Raw genomic sequence first — 22,270 nt, forward strand, 5'->3', positions numbered from 1 at the left:
TTAAAACCTAAATATGTAGAATTTTTAGGGATTATGTTGCCAGGCATATCAATCCTATGATTGATGTGCTTAGGTGTTTTAGATATAGGTTGTTATTGTGTATAGTGTTGTTGTAAACGTATATTTTGACAACCAAGGTGTTAGATTTTAAAAAAACCAAATATCGAATACAAGCTTTATGAAAAAGCCCAGGAATTGATTCTGGTAGGATCCGGGGTTTTACTTCCTCCAAATGCTTTGATTGACTTAAAGAATTTTATAATAAAAACTAGACCTCAGTCAATATTATAGCAAGGTAGAGTGCGGTTTATAAACTGAAATAAATAATGAAAGTGATTATAATTGAAAATCAAAGCAAAGAGCAAATAGGAGTACTTATGGTAAGGACAAAACCTCGAAACGGAGAATATATAGAATTTAATCAAACGCTTTATTCAATTCAGAAAGTGATAGATACCAACAACGAGATTAAACTAATGGTAATTTGTGTAGGTTAGGCTTTCTAAAATTTAGAGAAATATGAATGAATTATTATTAGAGATAAAGAGTTGTAAAATATGTGAAAAGAATTTACCTCTTGGGCCAAGGCCTATTGTTGCAGCACATCCTAAAAGTAAAATACTAATAATTGGTCAAGCACCAGGTGCTGTTGTTCACAAAACAGGAGTTCCTTGGGATGATAAAAGTGGTGAGAATTTAAGAAAATGGATGGATATTGATACTACTACCTTTTATAACGTTAAAAAAATAGGACTCATCCCAATGGGTTTTTGTTATCCCGGGCGAGGTAAATCTGGGGATAATCCTCCAACCAAAGAATGTGCTCCTAAATGGCATAATGTGCTATTAAATACTGTTGAAAAGCCCGAGCTTATAGTATTGATAGGTAAGTATGCTCAAGACTATTACTTGGGAAGTAAATCTAAGAAAACATTGACAGAAACTGTTAAAAACTACAAAGAGTATTTGCCAAAGTTTTTTGTGTTACCACACCCTTCTCCACGTAATAATATTTGGCAAGCAAAAAATGAATGGTTCAAGACAGACGTTCTGCCAGGTTTAAAATCGAGAATTGAGAAAATATTATAAAAAGATCCTGTTTTTCAAGCAAATGAAGTTGATTGTCAAGCGAAAGATGAAGTATTATTTTTGCTGTAATAACTTTGCTGTTATTTTTTTGAGTTTAAGAACAAAAAACCCAAACAAACCATTCGGGCTTTCAAGGTGGGGTCTCTAAGAATCAAATCGAACTTTTTGATGCAGGATTGTAATTCAATCATCAGAAATTTAATGGGTCGTTATGAAATCTAAAAAGTTGAATTTACAAGTCATTTAGTTATACTGGATAATAAAAATTAGATTACTTTTAACTTGTTGTGTATTTGACACTTTTTTCATCATAATCACCCTAAATGCACAACGGTTACTTTTATATCTTATAAAATAATTGCTATTTTAATGCTTGAATATTGAGTTGAAGTTTTTATCAATTATAGAGATTCTTACATTTTCTGTGTTAATCCTTCTTTTTTACTAGGAAACTTGCAAATAAAAAGGTCAATATTTTTTGAACTTGTTTCATTAGCTTCTATATTTTTAAAAAGATTATTTAGCTCATACTTCGAAGAAATGTAAAGTTGATTATGCTTTATTGTACTTTCCCTATGAAGCAAGACAAAACTGTTGACAAAAAAGCATTTTTATTTTTTGGAGATGTTATAAATATAAATTGTTTTTATGGTAAGAATATGAGAATAGAATTAGTTTTTCATGTAGGTCCAGGTGTAATTAAAACAGAATCAGGTAGTTATTTTAAAAATCGTGTTTTGCGTAAAAGCATCAAACCGTTTTTGATTTGGCAGTAGTTAACAATGAATACTATTTTTACAAACTTTTGTTTCAGGTAAAACAACTAATATTATGAATTTTCATTTTACAAGTCAATTAGAAGAAAGTATTTTTAATTTAACTGATTTTAATTGTGCTTCCTCTCAAAAATTACTAAAAAAAGACAATCTATATAAAATTATTTGGGCAAAAGATAATGATGTTCTAATAGTTGTTGATGGCTATAAAATCGAACTTAAGCATAATCAGGTTATCTTTTGTACACCACTCAATATTCTCGAAATTGAGATAGGCCAAAGAGGTATTATGTCTTTCGTTTTTAATAGAGAGTTTTATTGTGTTAGAGATCACGATAAAGAAGTTTCATGTAATGGTTTTTTGTTTTTTGGGTCTTCTTTACCTCCAGTTGTTTCTTTAGATAAAAAAGAACAAGAAAGTTTTAAAATGCTATATTATTTTTTTAGAGAAGAGTTTGAAATAAGGGATCATATTCAAGGAGAGATGTTACGAGTACTGCTCAAGAGGTTGTTAATAAAATCTACTAGATTGATTAGGAAAAACATACCGCAACCAACACTAGAAAATGAGAAGATGGATATCATAAGAAACTTCAATATTTTAGTAGAAAAACACTTTAAAGAAAAACATCTCGTGTCTGATTATGCTTATATGCTTAATAAAACACCAAAAACTCTTTCTAATTTATTTAAAAAATATAGTGATAAAACGGCTCTTACATTTATTAATGAACGTATCCTCTTAGAAGCCAAACGTCTCTTGTTATTTTCGGATAAAACTTCTACAGAAATAGCTTATGAATTGGGATATAAGGAACCAGCGCATTTTTCTAAGTTTTTTAAAAATCAAGTAGGATCCAGTCCAATCGAATTTAAAAAATCAAGCCTTCAAAGGAAGTATGGGTAGAATATACAAACAAAACAGAACAATCTACATTTCCTAAATAAGGCACCTCGGCTAAGTTTACATCGCAAATCAATAACGATGTACCATGCTAACTAACTCAACATCTAATTGGAATAAATATCAAAGAATAAACCTTCACATATATAAGGATACTCCTGTAACTATATCATTTGATGAATTATATAGTATTGTTTGGATTGAGCATTATGGAGATATAGTTGTCAATTTTGAGCATAAAAAACTCAACGGTCATTATCTGATGTTTCTTTGCCCAGAGGAAATTCTGGAAATTCATGAGTATACTGTATGTAAGGTGGTTACAGTGCCAAATGATTTTGACATAGTGGAAAGTAGTGATTTTATTCACACTTTTGGGAATGTAAGGAACTGTTTTGAGCTAAATGAAGTTACATTTCAAAAAATCAGGGAATTATATGCAGAATTAGCGCAAGTAACAGATCGTAATAACAACTCAGATAAACTCCCGAAAATACTATCAGAGATTTCGAGCTTGTGTCCAGTTCTAACAGGTAACCCAAATGATCATAATTTAATGCTTGTTTATAGTTTCATAAGCCTGGTACATAAGTATTATAAGATGTATCATGAAATGTCTTTTTATTCAAAAAACCTGACTACCACACCTAAATATATTTCAGAGAAATTTCATGGGCTTGGCATTATGCCTCCTCATGAATTTATTAAAAACAGGATACTCATAGAGGTTAAGCGCCAACTTTTATATACAGATAAAACAGCTAAAACGATTTGTTTTGATGTAGGCTTTAATGACCCGGCTTACTTCGCACGATTCTTTAAAAAAAACACCGGAATGACTTCCAGAGAATATAGAGAATTCAATAAAAGAGTGTGTGAGAAAAAGAAAAATGTCCAATAAAATTGTTAAAGCAATAGATAATTTTGAGTAAATGTCACAAAATATAGTAAATCATTTTCTTTCATTGTTATTATCCAGAAACATTCATGATCTGGTGGCTAAATATTATGATGAGAGTGTAGAGGTGATTTTAAATAAAAGTATAAAAACCAATAAAAAGATAATAGGGATGAATATGCTTTTACAGACGTTGAATTATATGCAGATTTTGCAATTCAAGATTGTTGATGTTAAATATTCAGAAGATAGGTTGTCTTATAATATTTTTTTAGTCACCAAAAACAAAAATAACATAATCGATTTTAGTAAACATCATATTGTGAATACATGGAAAAACGACCTAATATATAGGCACAATCATATAATAACTAATCACTAACATAACTAAATCTAGAAAATGAAATACAAATTTATCTTAGTACTATCATGCATAGTTATTGTCACTCTCTCCTCGTGCAATAATGAGGATAAAGGATATGAGAATGCAACTTTTTTTACCATTAAAGGAGGTGAGCTTGTTCGGCCGACAAACTATAGAAGTTGGATTTATGTAGGAACACCAACAACACCTAATGATATGAATAATGGAAAGGCTGCTTTTCCGGAATTTCATAATGTGTACATAGACCCTGTAAGCTATAAATACTGGAAAAAAAATGGAACGTGGAGAGAAGGGACAATCTTGGTAAAAGAATTAGTAAGTGTAGGAACCAAAGCTGCCGTTAGTGGGAGCGGGTATTTTATGGGAAAATTTATAGGACTTGAAGCTACGATTAAGAGCAGCGAGCATTTCCCGGATGAACCAGGTAATTGGGCCTATTATAGTTTTTCTAATCCAGAAGGAGGAGATTTAAAAGACAAAGCTACAGCGTTTAAAACTAATCAGTGTAATGGATGTCATGCAGCCAGTGCAAAGGATGATTTCGTTTTTACACAGCATTACCCTGTATTACGAGCAGCCAAAGGAGTTGGTTTAGAAACTCCTGAGAATAGTTCAAAACGTAATAAGCCCGTCGTGAAAGAAGTCAGTCAGTGGGACCCAACAGCTCCTACTCCAGAAAATTTAGATATCGGAATTCCTTTAGATAAAGAAGGTCTTTTTGAGTATTTATCTTCAAAAAAATATCAAGAATTTAAAACTCAGGAGAAAGAGAAACATTCATCATTAGGACCACATACACAAATTGGACTTCCTGTTAAAGTATATATGAATGATGCGATAGCAAGTTCTTTAGCACAAAATAAAGATGAACATCCTATGGGTGCTGTCATTGTAAAAGAAATGTTTGATGCCAAAGGGGTACTTTCGGGATGGGCCGTTATGGCAAAAACGCAAGAAGGTACAGAAGACGGCAAAGGCTGGTTCTGGTATGAAGTTACCAGTACTAAAGATCCTAATGCAATTGCAGCGATGGGAAATGGAGTTGTAGGCTGTATAAGCTGTCATAATATTGGCGGGAACAAAGATATGGTGAGAACAGCTTTTCCTTTTCAGAACTAAATAACTAACTATAAAATATACTAAAAATGAAACGTAACTTTTTTTTAATACTCATAGCAATAAGTGTTTTGTCCTCCTGTAATACTGGGGATCAAGGGTATGGAAACGCTACATTTTTCACCATTAGTGGAGGAGAACTTGTACGTCCAACAGATTATAGAAGTTGGGTGTATGTAGGTACTCCCTTAACACCTAATGATATGAACAACGGAAAAGCAGCCTTCCCAGAATTTCATAATGTGTATATCGATCCAGTAAGTTATGATTACTGGAAAGAGCACGGAACGTGGAGAGATGGAACCATCTTGGTTAAGGAACTTGTAAGCGTAGGTACAAAAGCTGCTGTTAGCGGTAATGGCTATTTTATGGGAGAATTCATAGGATTAGAAGCTACTATTAAAAGTAGCGAACATTTTGCTAATGAACCAGGTAATTGGGCATACTATAGCTTTACCAACCCTAAAGGAGAGAATCTAAAAGATAAAGCAATACCTTTTAAAACTAAGGATTGTAATGCGTGCCATGCTGCTAGTGCGAAAGATGATTTTGTGTTTACACAACATTACCCTGTATTAGTAGCAGCAAAAAATGCAGGAAAAGTGGTGGTTCCAGAAAATTCTGCGAAACGCTAATCTAATGTTTGTTTTACTGAATTATTATGATTATTCAGTGCTTTTTGATTTTAATAACGAACATAAACTCATCTAATGACAACCCCTATGATTAATTTGTTGACATACTATTTTTTTAGGGGTTGTTTTATGCTAAAAAACCATGAAAAAATTAAAACAACGATGGAATATAAAGTCCAATTTTCAGTTGATCATGATACTTCTTGTATTTACGATAAATGGTTCTCTGTCAGTATTGATGGCAAAACCAATTCTAAAATATATTGGAGTATCAAGCGATACTACAAACCCTTTTGTGTTCTGGACAGTACGTATTGGATTAATGTTTGTGCTATATCAAATTCTTTTGGTGGTTATTGGCACACTGTTAGGACAGCATAAATTCTTTTGGAATATGGAAAAGAAGATGCTTTCCAGAATTGGAATAATAAAATCAAATAGATGATGAGAAGAATCTATATCTTAAAGAAATCTACCTCTTTTTTAATGATATGTTTCTTCTTTTTAATATTAAATACAAGAGCTCAAGAAAAAGAACCTGGATTAGAACTAGTAGTTTCAGGGTTGGTGATGTATACTCCAAAAGAAGAACTATTTGACCCATCTACAGAAATTCATTTGACGTATTGGACATCTCATCAATGGGCATTTGGAGTCGGATATACATTAATATTTGAAGAAGAAGATACTGTTGGACATGAAATAGCAGGATTAACCAGTTATAAACCAAGTCATTTTTTGACGGTTAATTTTGGACCAAGTTTTTCTATTCCTAATTCAGAAAAAGATCTTGAAGTAACTGGATATATTGAATCTGAGTTTAATTTTAAAATAGGAGAGTTTCATGCGGGACCATTAGTAGGAACACTTATTGGAGAAGAATTTAGATTTTTTTCGGGAATACATTTGGGATATGATTTCTAAATGTATAACAGTACAGTAATAGATGTTTTTAAAGCTTGGATAATTAAAGGAAAAAATACAATTTCTAAGGTGTTATGTATATAGTCAAAAGGTAGTTGCTACCATAACTTTGCATAAAATTTAAATCTAAACTAAAAGGAGATAAGTTATGATTACCTGGAAAGATGTAATTAGTTTTTCTGTAAATGGAAATCCAAAGCCCAGCAGAAGAGTAGAAAAAAGTGACAAAGAGTGGAGAGATTTATTGACTCCAGAGCAATTTAGAATTACTCGGAACAAAGGAACAGAGTTGCCACATAGCGGAGCTTTGTGTAGTATTTTTGATAAAGGACATTATAGCTGTATTTGTTGTGATCAACCTTTGTTTGATTCTACTATTAAGTTTGGCTCTGGTAGTGGTTGGCCAAGTTTTACACAACCAATACAAACAAACGCTATTAAGTACAATAAGGATACATCATTTGGGATGACTAGAGTCGAAGTGTTGTGTAATACTTGTGATGCCCATTTAGGTCATGTATTCCCTGATGGACCGGAACCTAGTGGGTTACGATATTGTATAAACTCTGTATCAATACAAATAGAAAGGATAAATGATGAACAATAAAAAATTAGATATAGCAACATTAGGAGGTGGATGTTTTTGGTGCATCGAGGCGGTTTTTCAAGAAATAGAAGGAGTAACAAAGGTTATTTCTGGGTATACTGGAGGAAATACCCCTGGAAAACCAACATATAGAGAAGTCTGTTCTGGTTTAACAGGACATGCAGAAGTAGTTCAGGTTACTTATGACCCAATGATAATTTCATATGAAGAGATACTTGTGATTTTTATGACTAATCATGATCCTACAACATTAAACCGTCAAGGTGCGGATCAAGGAACTCAATACCGTTCTGTGATTTATTATCATAACGAACAGCAAAAAGGGATTGCAGAGGTAGTAGTAAAAGAAATTGCTCCGTATTATGATGATCCTATAGTTACAGAGATAAGTCATCTGGATGTTTTTTATGAAGCTGAAAAAGAACATCAGGAATATTATAGAAATAACCAGAGTCAAGGATATTGTAAAGTTGTGATTGCTCCAAAATTGTCAAAATTAAGAGGAATGCATGCAGATAAGTTAAAGAAAACAAGTGTTTAATTATATAAAAAAATACCATGAAAAATGCAATTTTATGCTTAGGAACAATACTATTATTTGGATTTACGACGAATACATCAGTAGCATCAATTACTACTGAAGATGTAATAGTTACCAGAAATAAGATGACGACAGATATTGATGAATTAAACTGGATTATCCAGAAGAAATTGCAAAAAGCTGAACAGTTAGAGGCTCAGGCAACTGTATTATTAGAAAAGGATGGTAACTCAGAAGAAGGTTTGAAATTTGTAAAACATGCTAAATTGCAACGCGCGATGACCTTAAAGTATAGTGCGGCAATAGCTTGTAAAACTCGTTTCTTAGAATAGGTATAGTTAAAATTAACCCTCTTTCTGAATGGTTTACTATCTAGGTTTTTTAACCTTGAAGCCTGTTTGTACATGGTACAGACAGGCTTTACTTTTTATTAAATTAAAAAAGATGGATTCGTAATTCAGAGCAATCTATAAGTAAACAAAAAACCCGAACAATTTGTTCGGGTTTTCAAGGTGGTGCCTCCAGGAATCGAACCAGGGACACAAGGATTTTCAGTCCTTTGCTCTACCAACTGAGCTAAGGCACCTTGCTGTAAGCGGATGCAAATATAGAACGCTTTTTTTAATGATCAAAAGAAAAAATTAAAAAAATCGTTTTGTACTTTTGCAGCTTATAAAGAAAGACATGAATCTTGTCATAGACGTAGGGAATACATATACGAAGATTGGGGTTTTTGATAAATCAAAAATTCTATATAAAAATAGTTTTCAACAGGTTGATTTTAAAGAGGTAATACAGAAGGTGAAAACAGAATATCCTTCAGTAACCGACGCTGTAATCTCTTCTGTTTCAAATTTACAAGAGGATACTATAGAACATATTAAAAACTCTTTTAATACACTCATTATTGATCATTTAGTTGCACTGCCCTTCAAAAATCTTTACGAGACTCCGCAAACACTTGGGATAGATAGATTGGCATTGGTTACCGCTGCTGTTAGTCAGTTTCCTGGAAAAGATACTCTTGTTATTGATGCAGGAACTTGTATTACATATGATTTTAAAAATAAAAAAGAAGAATACCTGGGCGGATCTATAGCACCAGGAATTAAATTAAGATATCGTAGTCTAAATGATTTTACAGCAAAATTACCTTTGTTAGAGATAAAAGCACCTAAAAATCTTATTGGTAATAGTACAGAAGAAGCTATTCATTCTGGAGTAATACAAGGGATTTTACATGAAATAAATGGAGTAATTGAAGATTATTGCAACATTTATCCTGATTTAACAGTTATTTTAACCGGAGGAGATGCACATTTTTTGTCTAAAAGATTAAAAAATAGCATATTTGCCACTTCCAATTTTTTATTGGAAGGTTTAAACCACATTTTAGCTTTTAATAATAATAAATGATAAAGAAGATTTTAGTAATCGTATTGGTAGTTGTTGCTACAACATCTAATGCTCAAGAAGGGACTTCCTCACCGTATTCTTTTTATGGAATAGGAATTCAGAAGTTCAAAGGAACGGTAGAAAACAGGTCGATGGGAGGATTGAGTGTTTTAACTGATAGTATTCATTTAAATCTTCAAAACCCAGCATCTTTTGGAGAATTAAGGCTTACCGCATATACAGTAGGTGCAACGTACAACAATTATAAGATTAAGAATGCTAATGAATCGTCTTCTGGAGACAATGCTACGTTAGATTATTTAGCGGTTGGTATCCCTGCAGGTAAATTTGGATTTGGATTTGGAATTGTTCCCCTTACATCGGTTGGATATGAACTTAATGATACTAGTGTTGCTGATGTAGAACGACAATTTACCGGTAAAGGAGGGTTAAATAAGGTTTTTTTAGCTGCAGGAGTTAAAGTTAACAAGAATCTAAGCGTAGGTGTAGATTTTAATTATAACTTTGGAAATATTGAAAATAAGGCTATATTGAGGAGGTCGAATGTGCAATTTGATACCAGAGAGATTACCAACTCGGATTTGTCGGCATTTAGTCTATCGTTAGGAGTAGTGTATAAAACTATGCTAACAGAAAAATTAGAACTATCTGCTTCAATTGTATCAACACCATCATTTGAATTAACATCAGAAAACACTAGAGAGCTTGCTACGGTAGTGATTAATGACAATGGTCAAGAAGGTGTTGTAGAACGACAGGATGTATTAGTTGAGGATCAAGATATAGATCTACCTTCCGAATTTAAATTTGGAAGTGGGATTGGAGAAAACAAAAAATGGTTTGTTGGAGCAGAGTATGTATACATGGATTCGGGGAAATTTACAAACGCATTATTTAGCGAAGATAATATTGAGTATAAAAGTGCGTCAAAATTTAAATTAGGAGGGTACTATCTCCCTAAATATAATTCGCTAACTAGCTATGTTAGTCGAATAGTTTATAGAGCAGGATTTAGATATGAAGAGACCGGTTTGCTTATCGATGGAAACTCTATTGATGAGTTTGGCATGTCTTTTGGAGTAGGACTACCTGTTGGTAGATTATTCTCTAATCTAAATATAGGTTTTGAATATGGACAGCGAGGGACAACGGATTTCGGATTGATTAAAGAAGAATTTTTTAATGTCTCAATAGGTTTATCATTAAATGATAAATGGTTTAGAAAAATAAAATTTAATTAACTACAATAATTACAGCTATGAATACTAAAGTTTTAACTATTATAGCAACAGGATTGGTTTTGAGTACTACAACTATGAGTGCTCAGGCTACAGATTGTGCTACTACGGCTTCAATTGCCTATGAGCATGCTAAGGTAAAGAATTATGACGCGGCAGAAGAACCTTTATGGAAAGTAAGGAAAGAATGCCCTACATATAGTGTTGCGACCTATCAATTTGGACAAAAACTACTAGAAGCAAAGTATAAGAAAGCAACCGCTGCCGATAAAGCGAAGCTTGCCAATGAAAAAATTTCATTGTGGAAGGAGAGGTTTCAGTATTTCCCTGGAAAAACAAAAATAGGGGATATGCATGCTAATATTGGGCAGTTAATGCACGATAATAAAATAGGTACAAAAGAAACCCAATTTGCAGAATTTAAAAAAGCATGGACAGAGGATAAGGCTAACGTTAAAAATCCTAAAAATGTGTATACATATTTCTCTCTTTTAGTAGACCTACATGGAGAAGGTAAAAAAGAGCTTCAAAGGGTGTTTGATCTTTATGATGAAGTAATTGAAAAGATTGAAGATGAAGAAAGTAATAAGGCAAAAACTATATCAGAGCTTACTGTAAAAGAAGAGTCTGGTACAGCATTATCAAATAAGGAAAAGAAAACTCTTAAAAGATCTACTATAATATTATCAAATTATAGTAAAGTGAAATCAGGAGTAAACCAAAAATTAGGAGAATTAGCAGATTGTAAAAACTTAATACCTCTATACACTGGTCAATTCGATGCTAAAAAAGCAGATATCAATTGGCTAAAAGGTGCAGCAGGAAGAATGTCGTCTAAAGATTGTACAGATGATCCATTATTTTTCAAGTTAGTAGAGGCATTACACAAAGCTGAACCTTCTGCAAAATCTGCATATTATTTAGGTATTTTAGCTTTAAAAGACAGAAAAACAACAACTGCATTAAAGTATTTCAATCAATCTGCAGAGTTAGAAACCAAGGGAAGTGATAAAGCAAAAGTGTACTTCAAGATTGGTGAAGTAATGAAAAAGCAAGGAAGCAAAGGAAAAGCAAGATCGTATTACAGAAAGGCGTTAAAATACAAGCCATCTATGGGAGTTTGTTATCTTAGAATTGCTAGCATGGTTGCTGGTAGTGCTAATAACTGTGGAACTGATGTGTTTAGCAAAAGAGCTGTGTATTGGTTAGCAGAAAATTATGCTCGAAGAGCAGGAAAAGTAGATCCAAGTTTAAAATCTACTGCCGCTAAATTTGCTGCAAATTACAAAGCAAAAGCTCCATCAAAGACAGATATTTTTAACAATCCAGGGATTACTTCTGTAAGTATTGCATGCTGGATTGGTGAAACGGTTAGAGTGCCAAAGCTATAATGCAACGCAAAAAATATAATATATTACTAAACATTGTCACGGTATTTGCCGTGACAATGTTTTTTTCTTGTCAATCAAAAAAATCGAAATCTCAAGGGTATTTAATTTCTGAAGAAGCACCAATTGCGGAGGCTTATGAAGTAAATCTTAAATACACAGATTCTGGAAGACTTACTGCCGTACTTAAAACTCCTAAAGTACTAGATTACACAAATAAATCATTTGGGTATCATGAATTCCCAGAAGGTATTGTATTGGATATTATAGACAAAGAGGGAAGAGTAAGTGTAGTGACTTCAGATTATGCCATATCCTACCAGCAAACAGGCTTAATAGATATGAGAGGGAATGTTGATATCCTAACAGCCGATAGTACACATTTACAGGCAGAGCAATTATATTGGGATAAAATCATTAATTGGGTGTTTACCGATTATCCGTATAAAAGTTACATGTCAGATGGTAATATTAACGAAGCTGATGGTTTTGATGCTAATCAAGATTTTACTATCTTGAATTCACGAAGTAATGATGGATTGATTTTTATTGAAGAATAATCTAATACTAAAAATGAAAGTATTTAAATTTTTTGAATTTGCCTATTTGGCTATTATGCTCTTTTTTATCTACCAAGCTTATACAGAATGGGGGCAAGAAGGAGGAAGAGGTATTCTTTATCTTCTTTTCGCAGGAATAGCAGTTTTTATGTACTTCTTTAAAAGAAACTTTAGAAAAAAATTCGAAGCAAATAACAAGAAATAATTCATGGAATTACAAATCTTTGTTATTTTAATTTCTCTTATTCTTTCTGCTTTTTTCTCTGGAATGGAGATAGCCTACGTTTCTTCCAATAAAATTCATATCGAAATTGAGAAAAAACAAGGAGGATTTTTAGCGAATATTCTTACCAGGCTAACAAAAAAGCCATCTAAATTTATTGCCACAATGCTAGTGGGTAATAATATTGCCTTAGTAGTCTATGGATTTTTTATGGGAGAATTATTAATGAACTTATTTCTCTCCTCTGTTCCTTCAGGGCTTTGGCTATTAGACTATATTCTTACAGATTTAAATCTTTTGGTGCAGACGTTAATCTCAACGATTATAATATTAATTACAGCAGAATTTTTACCTAAAGTTTTTTTTCAGATTTATTCTAATACACTTTTAAAAGCATTTTCATTTCCGGCCTATGTTTTTTACCTGATATTTTCTCCAATTTCGACATTTGTAATTTGGGTGTCTGATTTTGTTTTGAAAAAGTTTTTTAAAACAGACGGTGATGAGGTGCAGCTTGCTTTTAGTAAAACAGAGTTAGGGGATTATATAAGTGAACAAATGGAAACCGTAGAAGAGCATGATGAGGTAGATAGTGAGATTCAAATTTTTCAGAATGCCTTGGATTTTTCTGATGTAAAGTCCAGAGAGGTAATGATACCAAGAACCGAAATAGTTGCAGTAGAAAAATCACAATCTATTGAAGAAGTAAGTACATTGTTTATCGATACCGGCCTATCCAAAGTCATTGTGTTTAATGGTACTATTGATGATATTGTAGGATATGTGCATTCTTTTGAATTGTTCAAAAAACCTAAATCTCTTAGGTCAATTCTTTTGCCAGTTATTTTTATTCCCGAAACTATGTTTGTAAAGGATGTGCTTAATCTTTTGACCAAAAAACATAAAAGCATTGCGGTGGTTATCGATGAGTATGGAGGGACAAGTGGGATTATTACCGTAGAGGATATTATAGAAGAACTTTTTGGAGAAATTGAAGATGAACATGATTCTGTTGCTCTTATAGAAGAGCAATTAGCAGAAAAGCACTTTCGTTTTTCTGCACGATTAGAAGTAGACTATATTAACGAAGGATATAAGTTAGATCTCCCAGAAGGCGAAAATTATGAAACCCTTGGTGGGATGATTGTAAATCATACAGAGGAGATTCCTCAAAAAGGAGATGAAGTAATTATTGATACTTTCAAAATTATCATTATTGAAACTTCTAATACCAAAATCGAGATTGTCGAATTAATGATTACTTCCGAGGATTAATTTATGTTTTAAATGATGAGTAAAAACATACTAGATCAAAACATCATCGTTTTTATAGTGTTATATACAATCATCGTGATTAGTGATCTTATATGCAGTAGTCATGATTCTTATTTGTATTTAAGATATTTTACAAAACCTGCGATTTTGGGTTCACTGATCATTTTTCTTTTAGTAGTTAAGAAGAGATTAAATCGTTTTACATTCCGAATCATAGGGTTGGCTTTGTTATTTTCGTTAGCAGGGGATGTTTTGTTATTATTTACACACATATCCCAGCTTTTTTTTATGATGGGATTGATAATGTTTCTACTTGCTCATATAATGTATATAGTAACTTTCCTTAAAAACCGAGGAGCGTATAAGAACCGATTGTTCTTGTTGTTTACTATAGTATATGGGGTAGGGTTGTTTTATCTACTTTATCCAGGTTTAGGAGAAATGTTAATCCCTGTTGTAATATATATGGTGGTAATCTTATTAATGTCTAATGTATCTTACCTACGATCAAAACATGTATCAAGAACAAGTTATATTCTGGTATTTGCGGGTTCTCTGTTTTTTATGCTTTCCGATAGTCTCTTGGCGATAGATAAGTTTTATGAAGCATTACCTTTAGGGAATATATGGATTATGAGTACATATGCAATTGCTCAGTTTTTGATTGTATATGGTGTTGTAAGTCAAAAAGAACTGCAAAAATCTACAAAAATCGAGTTTTAAAAAGAGTTCTATTCTGTAATAAAAACCAAATGCAAAAAAACTTCATAAGACTTTGAGATTTTTAATTGGTATTATTGCAATAAAATGGTATTTTCGCCCACTATATTTTGAATAAATTATAATACACCATGGCAGTTTTAAATAAAATCAGACAGCGTTCCGTTTTTTTAATTGTGATTATTGCATTAGCACTTTTCTCATTTGTAATAGGGGATTTGATTCGTAATGGAGGGGCTATTTCTCAAAAAGCAGAAAATACAATAGCTACGATAAATGGAAAAGATATTGATAGAACAGATTTTGCAAGAAAAGTAGAAGCAGCTTCAAGAAATTTTGGAACAAGCGGGTCTAGTATTCAGGCAGTGAATTATGTATGGAACCAAGAAGTGCGCCAAGCTGTTTTCGAAGAACAATTTGAAGAACTTGGTATTACGATTGGAGAAGAGCAAGTAAACCAATTATTAGAAGAATCTCTAGCAAATAATCCAACATTTCAGAATGAAGCAGGAGTTTTTGATAAAGCAAAGATGCAGGAATATGTAGCAAATATACAGGCTACATCTCCACAAGCTTACCAACAGTGGTTGGATTATGAAGTTTCTATAAGTAAAGGAGCTATAGAAGAGACCTACCTTAATATGATAAAAGCTGGTGTAGGATCTACCTTAAAAGAAGGTGAATTAGCATATAAAATAGAAAATGATAATGTGGATATAAAATATGTTCAGTTACCATTTTCTAGTATTAAAGATGAAGAGATAAAAGTAGCAGATGCCGAAATCCAATCTTACATAGATAAGCATGCAAGCCAGTATGTAGGAGAAGCATCAAGGAGTATTCGCTATGTGATGTTTAGTGAAACGCCAAGCCAGGAAGATGAAGATCAGATAAAAGCAGAAGTTGCCTCTCTATTAAATGACAGAGCAGAATTCAATAAATCAACAAACGCAACAGATTCTGTTTCTGGATTTAGAAATGTAGAAAACGTAGAAGAATTTGTAAATGAGAATTCTGGAATAAAATTCGATGATCGATTTAAATTTAAAAAAGATTTGCCAACTGCAGTTGCAGATACATTATATAATATAGCAGTAGGAGGAGTATTTGGCCCATATAAAGATGGAGAATACATTAAAATCTCTAGAGTGGTTGCACAAAAGCAATTGCCGGATTCTGTTAAAGCAAGTCATATTTTAATCTCATGGGAAGGTCTTAGAACTGCAGGAGATTTAAAAAGAACTAAAGAAGAAGCAAAAACATTAGCTGATAGTATTGTAAATGTTGTTAAAAACGATAAGAGTAAATTTTCAGTGTTAGCACCAGAATTTTCTGCAGACAATTCTAATAAGGATAAAGGTGGAGATTTAGGGTATTTTGTTCCTGGTGCTATGGTTCCTGCATTTAATGATTACTGTTTTGAAAATAAAACAGGTGATATGGGAGTTGTAGAAACACAATTTGGATATCATGTAATACATATTGAAGATCAGAAAAATGAACAAAAGGCTATAAAAGTAGCTACAGTAGCCCGTAAAATAGAGCCTAGCGAAAAAACCATTAATACTATTTTTACAGAGACGACGAAGTTTCAGATTGCTGCAAAAGACAAAGATTTTGAAGAAGTATCTAAAGAAAATGAATTAACAGTTCGTCCGGTAAATAAAATCAAAGAACTTGATGAGAATATTCCGGGATTAGGTGCTAGAAGAGCAATAGTACAATGGGCTTTTAATGAAGAGTCAGAAGTTGGTGACGTAAAACGTTTTGATGTTCCAGAAGGATATGCTGTAGTACAATTAACTGCAAAAGCAAGTAAAGGAACCATGTCTGTTAAAGATGCAAGTGCATCTGTTAAGACAATTTTAATCAATGAAAAGAAGGCAGAAATGCTAAAGAGTAAGATTTCAGCAAAATCTGTTGAAGATATTGCTAAGAATCAAGCTCAAGTAGTAAAAACAGCTTCTGCATTAAATATGAAAACGCCAACAATTAGTGGGGCTGGTACAGAGCCAAAAGTGATAGGAACTGCTTTTGCTCTCGAAGTCGGAGGTGTTTCAAATCCGATTGTAGGTAATAATGGAGTATATGTTGTAGAAGTAACTAAGAAAACACCAGCTAGTGGATTAGATACCTATATTAGCTATGCTGCTCAAGCTTCTAAAGCTCAAGCTAACGTAGTTAATTCTAAAGTTTTTGAGGCTCTTAAAGAGGCTGCAGAAATAGAAGATAAAAGAGCTAAGTTTTACTAGAAGTTAGCATATATAAGAAAACAGAAAATCCTGAAGATAATTCTTCAGGATTTTTTGTTTATATACTACCTCTAAAGTATCTTTTTAGAATAATAAACAAAAAACTATGTCCGCAGATAAAGCAAAATTGATCGAGGCAGAAGAAATAGCACTTCAATTATTTAAAATTGTTGAAGACCGAAACTTAATTGCATCAGGAAAATCAGAACGCCAACTTAACACCGAAATTTATGATGTAGCTAGAGAACTCTTTGGAATAGAAAAGCATTGGCATAAAAGAATAGTGCGAAGCGGAGGAAATACTTTATCACCCTATAAAGAAAACCCTCCTAATTTAATGATAGAAGATGATGATATTTTGTTTTTTGATTTTGGACCTATTATTGAAGGCTGGGAAGCCGATTTAGGAAGAACTTATGTTATAGGTAATGACCCTTATAAACATAAACTGAAAAACGATATCGAACGAGCCTGGCAGGAAACAAAAGAATGGTTTCATAAGCATACGAGCTTAACAGCAGCCGGGTTATTTCAATATTCGATTAAAAAGGCCGAAGAATACGGATGGGTTTTCGGAGGAGAAATAGCAGGTCATCTTATAGGAGAATTTCCGCATGAAAAACTAGAGCCAGGAAACTTTGATCTTTACGTTCATCCCGAAAATCATAATGATATGTTTTTACCAGATGCCAAAGGAAATAAAAGACAATGGATTTTAGAGATGCATTTTGTGGATACAAAACAACAGATCGGAGGCTTTTTTGAGCAATTACTCACTTGATTTTTTTAGAGGATTTCGTTTTCAATATCCATCCTTTTATGTTAAAAATTAAGCGATGTTTTTAACTCCTCACTTTCTGCTCCCATTTCCATGCAGAGCTTAGAGAATCATCCAAGCTACTTTTTGCTTTCCACCCTAATTCTTCATTTGCTTTGGTCGTATCGGCATAGGCTGCAGTAATATCACCTTCTCTTCTTCCAACAATTTGATAATTTAGTTTTTGATCAGACACTTTTTCAAAGGATTGAATTACTTCTAAAACAGTACTACCAGTACCAGTACCTACATTAAATACCTCATAATTCGAACTATTTTTATCTTCGAGTAAGCGTTGCAGGGCAACTACATGAGCCTGTGCAAGATCAACCACATGAATATAATCTCTAATACATGTACCATCAGGAGTTGGATAATCATTGCCAAAAACAGATAGTTTTTCTCTTAGCCCAATGGCAGTTTGTGTGATGAACGGGATAAGATTTTGTGGTACTCCTATAGGCAATTCTCCAATTTCTGCAGATGGGTGAGCACCAGTTGGGTTAAAATATCGAAGGGATATAGCTTTTAGGTTTTTATTTACTTTACACGTGTCTCTAATAATTTCTTCACCGATCTGTTTTGTGTTTCCATAAGGAGACTCTGCTGCCTTTACAGGTGCATTTTCTGTGATTGGTAATTCATCAGCTTGTCCATACACTGTACATGAAGAACTAAAAATAAAATTTGCAGATCTTTTATCAGATAACTGTTGTAAAATGTATACTAATGTAGATAGATTATTTTCATAATAAAGTAGAGGGTTTTCTACACTCTCACCAACTGCTTTAGAGGCTGCAAAATGAATTACACCTTCAATATCATGATGACGTTTAAAAAAATCTTTTACCTTCTCTTTTTCTCTAAGGTCAAACTGCTCAAAAATGGGATTTTTTCCAGTAATTGAATGTATTCCTTTGAGTACATCAGGAGATGAATTAGAACAGTTGTCAATTATAACCACCGTATAACCCTTATTTTGTAGTTCTACTACTGTATGAGAACCTATAAACCCCAATCCTCCAGTTACCAGTATTTTCATTGTTTTTTGTTTTCTAGATTATGCTATTAAGACCCTAAATAAATATCTATCACAAATGTATACAATTGATAGAGAAATAGAAAAGTTATCCTAAAGACTTAATTACCATTTTACCAGAATTTAATCATTAGAACACCTATAACAACAAGTAACAAAACCACATGGTATCTGTAATCCTTGTACCAAACCACTTTGTTTTCATTATCTAGTAATTCTTTTCTAAATGTATATGCCTTGATCTTATCTATATCTGGTGCTGGGCTTAAGTTACTGATGACAATAAAAAGTATAGTGCTAATTAGCACCATAATTCCTACATTATACGTGTAATGCAAAGGCCATATTTCTACCTGACCAAGAACAAATAGTAAAGCTCCTCCTAGTGTACCCAAAATCAAAGTCCAAAATGCACCATTACCATTTCCTCGCTTATAGAAGACTCCTACCAAAAAGAGAACAGCGATGGGAGGTACAATAATTGAGAACATCTGCTGTAGGTACACCCATATTCCTCCAAAGTTAACAATCATAGGAGCCCATACAGCGGCAATTATCATTAATACCACAGTGGTTATTCTACCATATTTTACAATTTCTTTTTCAGTAAGCTCAGGTTTTTTGGCTTTTATAAAATCGATAACAACCAATGTAGAAGCCGAATTTAATGTTGAGTCTACACTAGACATAATTGCAGAGATTAATCCAGCCAGTACTAAACCTATTAATCCAACGGGCAGTACATTCATTACAGTAGTAGGAAATACCTGATCCGGATTTTCTAATCCTGGAAAGAGGCCTATTGCCATAGTCCCGGGAATAACCATTATAAACAAAGGTATTATTTTGAGAAAACTAGCTAAAATTACTCCCCACCGGGCATTTTGAATATTTTTGGCTCCAAGGATACGCTGTACAATGTATTGATTTGTGGTCCAGTACCAAAACCCAAGTATAGGAACAGCCATTATTAATCCAGGCCATGGTAAGGATTCATCATTTGCAGGTCTGATAATGGATAAGTGCCCTTCTGGAGCTGCAGCTAAAACATTGTCCCAGGAAAAGTCTAGTTTTGCAAATAACATATAGGACAAAATAGAGCATCCCAGGATTAATATTACAGCCTGAATGGCATCTGTGTACACCACAGCTTTTAATCCTCCAAATGCGGTGTATAATCCTGCAAAAATTGCTAGAACCAGGCAGGTTTGCCAAATCACAAGGTTTGGAAAAAATGCTTGCAAAACTATCGCCCCGGCATATAGTCCTCCAGCAGTGTCAACTACAATACTAGTAAATATGGTTATTGCCGAAAAGAAAGTTCTGGATCTTCTGTCAAAACGAAGTTCTAAAAACTCTGGGATGGTTGTTATTTTGGATTTTAAATATAAGGGTATGAATATCAGAGCTGCAATAATCAGAGGGATACCTGTCATCCATTCGTATACAGATTGAACGATCCCAGAGCTATATGCCGCCCCTGATAAACCAATAATTGTGGAGGTAGATATATTAGAAGCAAAAAGGGATAATCCTATTAAACCCCAACCAAATGATCTACCACCAAGGAATAGGTCTTCACCTGTTTTTGTTCCTCGAGCGACATATAATCCAATGCCCATAACTGCAATGAAGTAAATTGCTATTACACTTATGTCGATTGTGCTTATTTCATGTCCCATATCTAAGTATTAGTGTTTTTTTTCAATCTTATCAAGCCACAAACTGGTACTTTGATTTGAACGACTCCAATAAGAATCATTACTTCGGATTCTTTGACTTTTTCTCCCATACAGTTATATATAGAGCAGTGATAGGCGCCATAATTGTTAGTGCTGCTCAATACTACTTTTTGACTCATCTGCCCATTAATAATATCAATTCGATCGGTTTCTTCTTTGAAATCAATAATATAATTGTCAAACAATCCTATAATGGTTAAACTATCCGAAGATGACTTAAGTATTGGGTAATTAGCTAAGGGTCTTTGTGGGATGAACTTTCCGTTTAAAAAAGTATTAGCATTCGTTTTCCAATATTTCGTATAAAAGCGAATCATAGACAACTCATCTTTTGTAGCCTTTTGTAATACGACAGAAAGTTGAGGTACACCAAATAAAGTGTTCACCATTTGTAAAGCTTTAATTTCAATAGGTTCATCATGATGATATGTAAACATATCACTATGCACTGCGGTATTACCGGATAACATTTTAATGTCGGTAATGCGAACTCTATTCATAGTGGCATCGCCAGGACAATCAAAAGCTCTAAACATATTGCCGTATTTGCGCATGGCCGGACCAGTGTATTTTTGTCTAAACTCGATCACGACTTGCGGATTAATGGTGTGTAGAGACGCCACAATGTCTGTCATTAAACGATCTACAGCTAAATTTACCGATGAGAAATCTCTTCCATCTTCTTTGGTTAGTATGGTATTAGGGTATACTTTAAATTCGTCTATGAAATCGAGTTTGAAACCATCGATCTGCCAATAGTTTAGTGCTTGTATGTATAGATTTATAAGATGTTCTCTTACTTCGGGATATCTTGGGTCAAATACCGGAGCCCAGCGATGTTCTTCTGTAAGGAATTTACCTTTAAATTTCTTGTATGCCTCTGATTTTTTCCCACAAAAAGGAACCGAGTACCATAAGGCCAATTTCATACCGGTCTGGTGAATTGTATCTACAAAATTTTTCATGTCTGGTATTCTTTCAGGAAACCAGTCTCCTGTAAAATCATACCCTCTGTTTTCATCAATGGTTTGCCAACCATCATCTATAATAATTAATTCATACCCTAGTTTCGAAGCTATTTTACATTCTTTAATTAGTTCTTCTGGGTCTAGTTTTTGGTGAAATTGATACCATGTAGAATATACAGGAACTTTAGCCAGATTAGGAGTTTTTATGGGTTCTAGATTTTTAAAATTACTCCACCACCAACTAACATTATGTAAAGATCTTGAAAAATGGTGCTCGTTTTGATCAATACGTAATTGTACTGTATGGTTATTTATTTTATGATGTCTTTCAATAAAAAAAGAAATATGACAATATACATGATTATCCTCCTCGCGGTAGAGTGCATTGAGTTTTGTAGCATTTATAGGATCCGAACATGCAAAAGTAAGGATGTTGCTATCATCATGTCCAAAAAGTGAAATAACCGGAGAATCAACCGAAATCCTAGACTCCATATGATCTAATTCCCAGTCATCCATAATTCTTTTTGAAAAATCTGTAGTGGGTTTCCATACTCCTTTTATGTTAACAGCAGGAATTTTCCATCGTAACGTAATTGGATGAGGGTTGAAATAAGGATCAGCAGAAAATTTAATATCATAAATCGATACTCCATCACTTTCTGAGTTTAAAGTGATGGCTACATCAAAAGCTTCAGTCTTACCTATAACTTCAATGTTATGAGTAATTATATTCTTCATTCAGCAAAGTTTTATT

The 22,270-nt window shown here is 33.2% G+C and carries 25 protein-coding genes and 1 tRNA gene; 22 read left to right on the plus strand and 4 right to left on the minus strand.

Translation table 11 applies throughout. The features are described from left to right. Window positions 1-326: 326 nt before the first annotated feature. The 13 genes from ABW637_RS06435 to ABW637_RS06495 all read left to right on the plus strand — a co-directional run bounded on the left by ABW637_RS06435 (window position 327) and on the right by ABW637_RS06495 (window position 8,207). Window positions 327-497 carry a hypothetical protein gene (locus ABW637_RS06435; RefSeq protein ID WP_367583822.1) on the plus strand — a complete coding sequence of 57 codons (171 nt, stop codon included), beginning with the start codon at window positions 327-329 and terminating at the stop codon, window positions 495-497. Window positions 498-519: 22 nt separating this feature from the next. Next, window positions 520-1,089, plus strand: coding sequence for a uracil-DNA glycosylase family protein (locus tag ABW637_RS06440; protein ID WP_367583823.1), 570 nt, complete (start codon window positions 520-522; stop codon window positions 1,087-1,089). Window positions 1,090-1,664: 575 nt separating this feature from the next. Beyond that, window positions 1,665-1,865: a hypothetical protein gene (locus ABW637_RS06445; protein WP_367583824.1), complete on the plus strand. Its 201-nt coding sequence runs from the start codon at window positions 1,665-1,667 to the stop codon at window positions 1,863-1,865. A 55-nt stretch (window positions 1,866-1,920) separates the two neighbouring features. Then, window positions 1,921-2,772: a helix-turn-helix domain-containing protein gene (locus ABW637_RS06450; RefSeq protein ID WP_367583825.1), complete on the plus strand. Its 852-nt coding sequence runs from the start codon at window positions 1,921-1,923 to the stop codon at window positions 2,770-2,772. Window positions 2,773-2,857: 85 nt separating this feature from the next. Beyond that, on the plus strand, window positions 2,858-3,670 hold the full coding sequence (locus tag ABW637_RS06455; RefSeq protein WP_367583826.1) for a helix-turn-helix domain-containing protein: 813 nt from the start codon (window positions 2,858-2,860) through the stop codon (window positions 3,668-3,670). 31 nt (window positions 3,671-3,701) lie between these two features. Continuing rightward, entirely contained in the window at window positions 3,702-4,049 is a 348-nt protein-coding gene (locus ABW637_RS06460; RefSeq protein WP_367583827.1) for a hypothetical protein, read from the plus strand. 18 nt (window positions 4,050-4,067) lie between these two features. After that, entirely contained in the window at window positions 4,068-5,171 is a 1,104-nt protein-coding gene (locus tag ABW637_RS06465; RefSeq protein WP_367583828.1) for a cytochrome P460 family protein, read from the plus strand. Between the two features lie 26 nt (window positions 5,172-5,197). After that, window positions 5,198-5,803, plus strand: a complete 606-nt coding sequence (locus tag ABW637_RS06470; RefSeq protein WP_367583829.1) for a cytochrome P460 family protein — start codon at window positions 5,198-5,200, stop codon at window positions 5,801-5,803. 142 nt (window positions 5,804-5,945) lie between these two features. Then, a complete protein-coding gene (locus ABW637_RS06475; protein WP_367583830.1) occupies window positions 5,946-6,248 on the plus strand; it encodes a DUF6787 family protein in 303 nt (100 codons plus the stop codon). Beyond that, window positions 6,245-6,727 (plus strand): hypothetical protein, encoded by a 483-nt coding sequence (locus ABW637_RS06480; protein WP_367583832.1) that lies wholly within the window; start codon window positions 6,245-6,247, stop codon window positions 6,725-6,727. The genes ABW637_RS06475 and ABW637_RS06480 overlap by 4 nt, the downstream gene beginning before the upstream one ends. 148 nt (window positions 6,728-6,875) lie before the next feature. Then, on the plus strand, window positions 6,876-7,334 hold the full coding sequence (gene msrB / locus ABW637_RS06485; RefSeq protein WP_367583833.1) for a peptide-methionine (R)-S-oxide reductase MsrB: 459 nt from the start codon (window positions 6,876-6,878) through the stop codon (window positions 7,332-7,334). Beyond that, complete coding sequence (msrA, locus tag ABW637_RS06490) at window positions 7,324-7,875, plus strand: peptide-methionine (S)-S-oxide reductase MsrA (RefSeq protein WP_367584456.1); 552 nt, start codon at window positions 7,324-7,326, stop codon at window positions 7,873-7,875. The genes msrB and msrA overlap by 11 nt, the downstream gene beginning before the upstream one ends. Before the next feature lie 17 nt (window positions 7,876-7,892). Continuing rightward, on the plus strand, window positions 7,893-8,207 hold the full coding sequence (locus ABW637_RS06495) for a hypothetical protein (protein WP_367583834.1): 315 nt from the start codon (window positions 7,893-7,895) through the stop codon (window positions 8,205-8,207). Between the two features lie 181 nt (window positions 8,208-8,388). Here ABW637_RS06495 and ABW637_RS06500 read toward each other — a convergent pair. Further along, window positions 8,389-8,461: transfer RNA gene (locus ABW637_RS06500), tRNA-Phe, on the minus strand. A 98-nt stretch (window positions 8,462-8,559) separates the two neighbouring features. On the opposite strand from ABW637_RS06500, the gene ABW637_RS06505 reads away from it, so the two are divergent. From ABW637_RS06505 to ABW637_RS06545, 9 genes are all read left to right on the plus strand, one after another. Beyond that, complete coding sequence (locus ABW637_RS06505; RefSeq protein WP_367583835.1) at window positions 8,560-9,291, plus strand: type III pantothenate kinase; 732 nt, start codon at window positions 8,560-8,562, stop codon at window positions 9,289-9,291. Further along, window positions 9,288-10,532, plus strand: a complete 1,245-nt coding sequence (gene bamG / locus ABW637_RS06510) for a BamG family beta-barrel-assembly machinery protein (protein ID WP_367583836.1) — start codon at window positions 9,288-9,290, stop codon at window positions 10,530-10,532. The genes ABW637_RS06505 and bamG overlap by 4 nt, the downstream gene beginning before the upstream one ends. 17 nt (window positions 10,533-10,549) lie before the next feature. Beyond that, complete coding sequence (locus ABW637_RS06515) at window positions 10,550-11,920, plus strand: tetratricopeptide repeat protein (RefSeq protein WP_367583837.1); 1,371 nt, start codon at window positions 10,550-10,552, stop codon at window positions 11,918-11,920. After that, window positions 11,920-12,477, plus strand: coding sequence for an LPS export ABC transporter periplasmic protein LptC (gene lptC, locus ABW637_RS06520; protein WP_367583838.1), 558 nt, complete (start codon window positions 11,920-11,922; stop codon window positions 12,475-12,477). The genes ABW637_RS06515 and lptC overlap by 1 nt, the downstream gene beginning before the upstream one ends. A 13-nt stretch (window positions 12,478-12,490) precedes the next feature. Further along, entirely contained in the window at window positions 12,491-12,682 is a 192-nt protein-coding gene (locus ABW637_RS06525) for a hypothetical protein (RefSeq protein ID WP_367583839.1), read from the plus strand. A gap of 3 nt (window positions 12,683-12,685) precedes the next feature. Continuing rightward, window positions 12,686-13,975, plus strand: a complete 1,290-nt coding sequence (locus tag ABW637_RS06530) for a hemolysin family protein (protein ID WP_367583840.1) — start codon at window positions 12,686-12,688, stop codon at window positions 13,973-13,975. A gap of 15 nt (window positions 13,976-13,990) precedes the next feature. After that, on the plus strand, window positions 13,991-14,698 hold the full coding sequence (locus ABW637_RS06535) for a lysoplasmalogenase (protein ID WP_367584457.1): 708 nt from the start codon (window positions 13,991-13,993) through the stop codon (window positions 14,696-14,698). 128 nt (window positions 14,699-14,826) lie between these two features. Beyond that, the gene (locus ABW637_RS06540) at window positions 14,827-16,947 is read left to right on the plus strand and encodes a peptidylprolyl isomerase (RefSeq protein WP_367583841.1); all 2,121 of its coding nucleotides are present in this window, start codon (window positions 14,827-14,829) and stop codon (window positions 16,945-16,947) included. 106 nt (window positions 16,948-17,053) lie between these two features. After that, complete coding sequence (locus ABW637_RS06545; RefSeq protein WP_367583842.1) at window positions 17,054-17,728, plus strand: M24 family metallopeptidase; 675 nt, start codon at window positions 17,054-17,056, stop codon at window positions 17,726-17,728. 61 nt (window positions 17,729-17,789) lie between these two features. Here ABW637_RS06545 and galE read toward each other — a convergent pair whose 3' ends face one another. The 3 genes from galE to ABW637_RS06560 form a co-directional block, all read right to left on the minus strand. Beyond that, window positions 17,790-18,806, minus strand: coding sequence for a UDP-glucose 4-epimerase GalE (gene galE, locus ABW637_RS06550; protein ID WP_367583843.1), 1,017 nt, complete (start codon window positions 18,804-18,806; stop codon window positions 17,790-17,792). Window positions 18,807-18,916: 110 nt separating this feature from the next. Then, entirely contained in the window at window positions 18,917-20,485 is a 1,569-nt protein-coding gene (locus ABW637_RS06555; RefSeq protein ID WP_367583844.1) for a sodium:solute symporter, read from the minus strand. A gap of 2 nt (window positions 20,486-20,487) precedes the next feature. Beyond that, window positions 20,488-22,254 (minus strand): glycoside hydrolase family 36 protein, encoded by a 1,767-nt coding sequence (locus ABW637_RS06560; protein WP_367583845.1) that lies wholly within the window; start codon window positions 22,252-22,254, stop codon window positions 20,488-20,490. Between the last annotated feature and the right edge of the window lie 16 nt (window positions 22,255-22,270).

The sequence above is a fragment of the Aquimarina penaris genome, from assembly GCF_040786285.1.
Taxonomy (GTDB): Bacteria; Bacteroidota; Bacteroidia; order Flavobacteriales; family Flavobacteriaceae; genus Aquimarina.